The sequence below is a fragment of the Inquilinus limosus MP06 genome (assembly GCF_000767795.1).
Taxonomy (GTDB): Bacteria; Pseudomonadota; Alphaproteobacteria; order DSM-16000; family Inquilinaceae; genus Inquilinus; species Inquilinus limosus_E.
Genome location: NZ_JANX01000603.1, coordinates 1 through 3,689, shown reverse-complemented (window position 1 = coordinate 3,689; position 3,689 = coordinate 1). Strand labels below are relative to the sequence as shown.

The window sequence follows — 3,689 nt, the reverse complement described above, 5'->3', positions numbered from 1 at the left end:
CCGGGTCAGGGCGACATACAGCAGGCGGCGGTATTCCTGGTCGCGGCGGAGGTCGGCGCGCTCCATCGCCTCGCGATACACCGGCGGCCGGTCGGCGGCGCGCGGCGCCCACAGCGGCACCGGCAACGCCTCGTCCGGCCACAGGATCTTCTCCCCGGCCCGGGCGCCGCCGCGCGGCATGCCGACCAGGTCGGGCAGGATCACGATCGGCGCCTGCAGGCCCTTGGAGCCGTGCACGGTCATGATCCGCACCTGGCCGTCGCCCTGCTCCTGCTCGCGCTTGACCTCGGTGGTGCCGGTCTCCAGCCAGTGCAGGAAGCGCTGCAGCGACGGCGGCAGCTGCCGCTCGAAGCCCAGGGCCAGCGCCAGGAACTCGTCCAGCGGGTCCTCGGCCTCCGGTCCCAGGCGGCCCAGCATGGCGCGGCGGCCGGAGATGGCGTCGCCCGGGCAGGGCCGGGCCAGCACGGCGGAGAACAGCTCGAACGGCGCCTGGAAATCGACCCGATCCAGGATCTCCGCCAGCCAGCTCCGCGCCGCCTTGACCGCCGGGTCGGCCGACGCCGCCATAGCCGCCCACAGCGTGCCGCGCCGGCCATGGGCCAGGGCGAACAGCCGGTCGTCGTCGAAGCCGACCAGCGGGCCCTTCAGCAGCTCGGCCAGGGATAGGTCGTCCTCCGGCAGCAGCAGGAAGCGGGCCAGGGCCATCAGGTCCATCACCGCCAGCTGCTCGGTCAGCACCATCCGGTCCATGCCGCCGACCGGGACGTCGGCCGCCTTCAGGGCGCGCATCAGCTCGACGAAGAAGCGGTTGCGGGTGCGCACCAGGATCAGCACGTCGCCGGGCCGGATCGGCCGGCCCTGCGATTCCAGGATCGTGCCCTCGCGCAGCCAGCCCGCGATCCGCGCCGCGATCAGCCGGGCCAGCCGGGCGCCGGGGTCGCTGATGCCGCGCTGCTCGGTCGGCGGCTCCCAGGCCGGCGGCTCGTCGCTCTCGCTGGGGCCCAAGAGCGGCCACAGCTCGACCAGCCCGCCATGCAGCCGCCGGCGCTCGGACACGAAATGGCGCGGCGGCTCCGGCGCCACCCCGTCCAGCGCCGGGCCGCGGGCGAAGACGGCGTCGACCAGCTCCAGCACGGCGGAGACCGATCGGAACGACGTCTCCAGCGGGATGGTGTGGAACGGCCGCTCGGCGTCGCGGCTGCGGCGGTCGAACAGGCCGTGCACGCGGCTGAACTCGGCCGGGTCGGCGCCCTGGAAGCTGAAGATCGACTGCTTCTCGTCGCCGACGACAAAGACGGTGCGGTCGACATCCTCGCGGGCGCCCAGCCCGGCGAAGAACTCCGCGGTCAGGGCCTGGACCACGCGCCACTGCTCCGGGCTGGTGTCCTGCGCCTCGTCGATCAGCACGTGGTCGATGCCGCCGTCCAGCTTGAACAGCACCCAGGCCGACTTGCCCGGCCGTTCCAGCAGGTCGCCGGCCTGCAGGATCAGGTCGTCATAGTCCAGCAGCGCCCGCCGCGCCTTCTCCGCCCGGTAGCGCTCGATCAGCGCCGCGCCCAGGGCCAGCAGCGCCGCGGTGGCGTCGGCGGTCTCGGCGGCGCGCAGCCGCTCGGTCAGGGCCAGGATGCGGTCGCCCTCGGCCTGCAGCGCGTCCAGCACGCCGGGCATGGCGGCGACGGCCTTGGTCGCCAGCGTCTTGTAGACCGTGCCCTCCTTGGTCAGGAAGGCGCGCAGGTACTCGCCCCAGCGGCCGACGCGGCCGTCGGCGTTCTCCAGCCAGTTGGCGATGGCGGTGCCGCGGTCCTGGTCCTTGGTCGCGCTGCTGTTCAGCAGGGCATAGGCCGCGGCACGCACGGCGTCGCAATCCAGCGCCGAATCGGCGCAGGCGTCGCGCAGCAGGCTGTCGGCCGTGGCGCCCTCGGGCAGGTCCAGCACCCGACGGATCTCCGACATCAGCGGATCCAGCCCGCCATGCTCGTCCAGCAGGCGGGTCAGCTGGCCGCGCTCGGCCACCAAACGACGCGCACGATCTCGCCGAACTCGTCGGCGCCGACCGAGGCGGCGACCCGGTCGACCGCCCAGCCCACGGCCGTCATCCGCCAGCACCTCGGCGGCGCACCCGCTCCAGCATCTCGGCGGCGCTGCGGTCGTCGATCAGCTCGAATTGCGGCGGCAGCCCGGCCTCGACCGGGAAGCGGCGCAGCAGCGACTGGCAGAAGCTGTGCACGGTCTGGATGCGCATGCCGCCGGGCACGTCCAGCACGCGGGCGAACAGCCGGCGCGCCTCGGTCTGCACCGCGGTGCTCGGCGGGGTGCCCATCAGGTCGGCCAGCGCCAGCTGCAGCGCCTCGTCCGGCATCGTCGCCCAGCGTGCCAGGGTGGCGGCGATGCGGTTCGCCATCTCGGCCGCGGCGGCGCGGGTGAAGGTGATGCACAGGATGCGGTCGGGCGGCGTGCCGGCCAGCATCAGCCGCAGCACCCGGTCGGTCAGCACCTTGGTCTTGCCGGTGCCGGCCGAGGCGCCGACCCAGACGGAGTGCTGGGGGTCGGAGGCCTCGCGTTGCCGCTTTGTCGGATCGGGATGGATCAGGGTCATGGCGCGACCCCGGGGCCGGAGCTTCGGCGCGAACCCCCTCCCCCTACCCCCTCCCGCGAGGGGAGGGGGGGCAAAATTAGGCTGGCGCCTCGATCACGATTTCGAGGCAACAACGCAACCGAGTCCCCCCTCCCCTTGCGGGAGGGGGGTAGGGGGAGGGGGTTTCCGACACCCACGCAGACCCCGCCGATCCTCATCCCTCGCCCCCCGCCGACCATTCCTTGACCCGCGCCAGATGGGCGTAGTCGGAGAAGCGGGGCGCCAGGCCGCGCGGCTGGGACAGATAGGGCGTCTCCGGCAGGTCGAAGCGGGCGATCAGCCCCATCAGCCCGGCCAGAGCCTGGTCGGCCAGGGCGGCGAAGTCGCCCTCGGCCGGCTTCACCGGCTTGATCTCGCCGGGCGTGGCGGCGCCGGACAGGCGCCAATGCTCCAGCCCGGCGACCGGCACGCCCCGGGGCACGCCGGGGAAGCCTCCGTCGCGGATCATCATCGCCTCCAGCGGCAGCTGCGGCTGGTGTCCGGCCAGGATCTGCTCGTTCGACGGCACGACGCCGGTCTTGTAGTCGACCGCCACCAGCCCGTCCGGGCCCTGGTCGATGCGGTCGGCGACGCCGGACAGCGCGAAGGCCCCGCCAGGCGCGGGCAGGGTGACCAGCCCCTTCTGCTCGGTCAGGATCGCCCGCCGCCCGGCCGCGCGCAGCCGCGCCTCGGTCTCGACGAACCAGGCGGCGATGCGGGCGAAGCGCGGCCACCAGAAGGTGCGGATGTCCGGCCCCGGCGGCAGCTTGGCGAACTCGGTGCGGCCCAGCGCCAGCAGCCGGTCCAGCGCATCCGGCGGCATCGCGTCGGGATGGGCCTGGACGAAGCCGGCCAAAGCGGCGTGGATGGCGGTGCCGCGCTCCGACGCGCCCGGCTCGGCCTCGATCGGGTCCAGCGGCGAGAGATTCAGCACCATCCGGGCGTAGATGGCGTAGGGGTCCTGCATCCAGACCGAGATCTGGGTCACCGACAGGCGCCGCGGCCGCGCCTCAACCGGCGGCTTCGGCCGCGGCGGCGCCACCGGCCGCACCGCCTCGGGCTCGTCGATGTGCCG

The 3,689-nt window shown here is 73.9% G+C and carries 3 protein-coding genes; all 3 read right to left on the bottom strand.

Annotated features, from left to right (window positions below; translation table 11 throughout):
• A partial coding sequence (locus P409_RS29270) for a UvrD-helicase domain-containing protein (protein ID WP_152613608.1) occupies nt 1–2,013 on the bottom strand: 2,013 nt, incomplete at its 3' end.
• 79 nt (nt 2,014–2,092) lie between these two features.
• Nucleotides 2,093–2,596: a UvrD-helicase domain-containing protein gene (locus P409_RS36520; RefSeq protein ID WP_052121541.1), complete on the bottom strand. Its 504-nt coding sequence runs from the start codon at nt 2,594–2,596 to the stop codon at nt 2,093–2,095.
• A gap of 193 nt (nt 2,597–2,789) precedes the next feature.
• The coding region (locus P409_RS29265; RefSeq protein WP_034846721.1) for a PD-(D/E)XK nuclease family protein at nt 2,790–3,689 on the bottom strand (900 nt) is incomplete at its 5' end.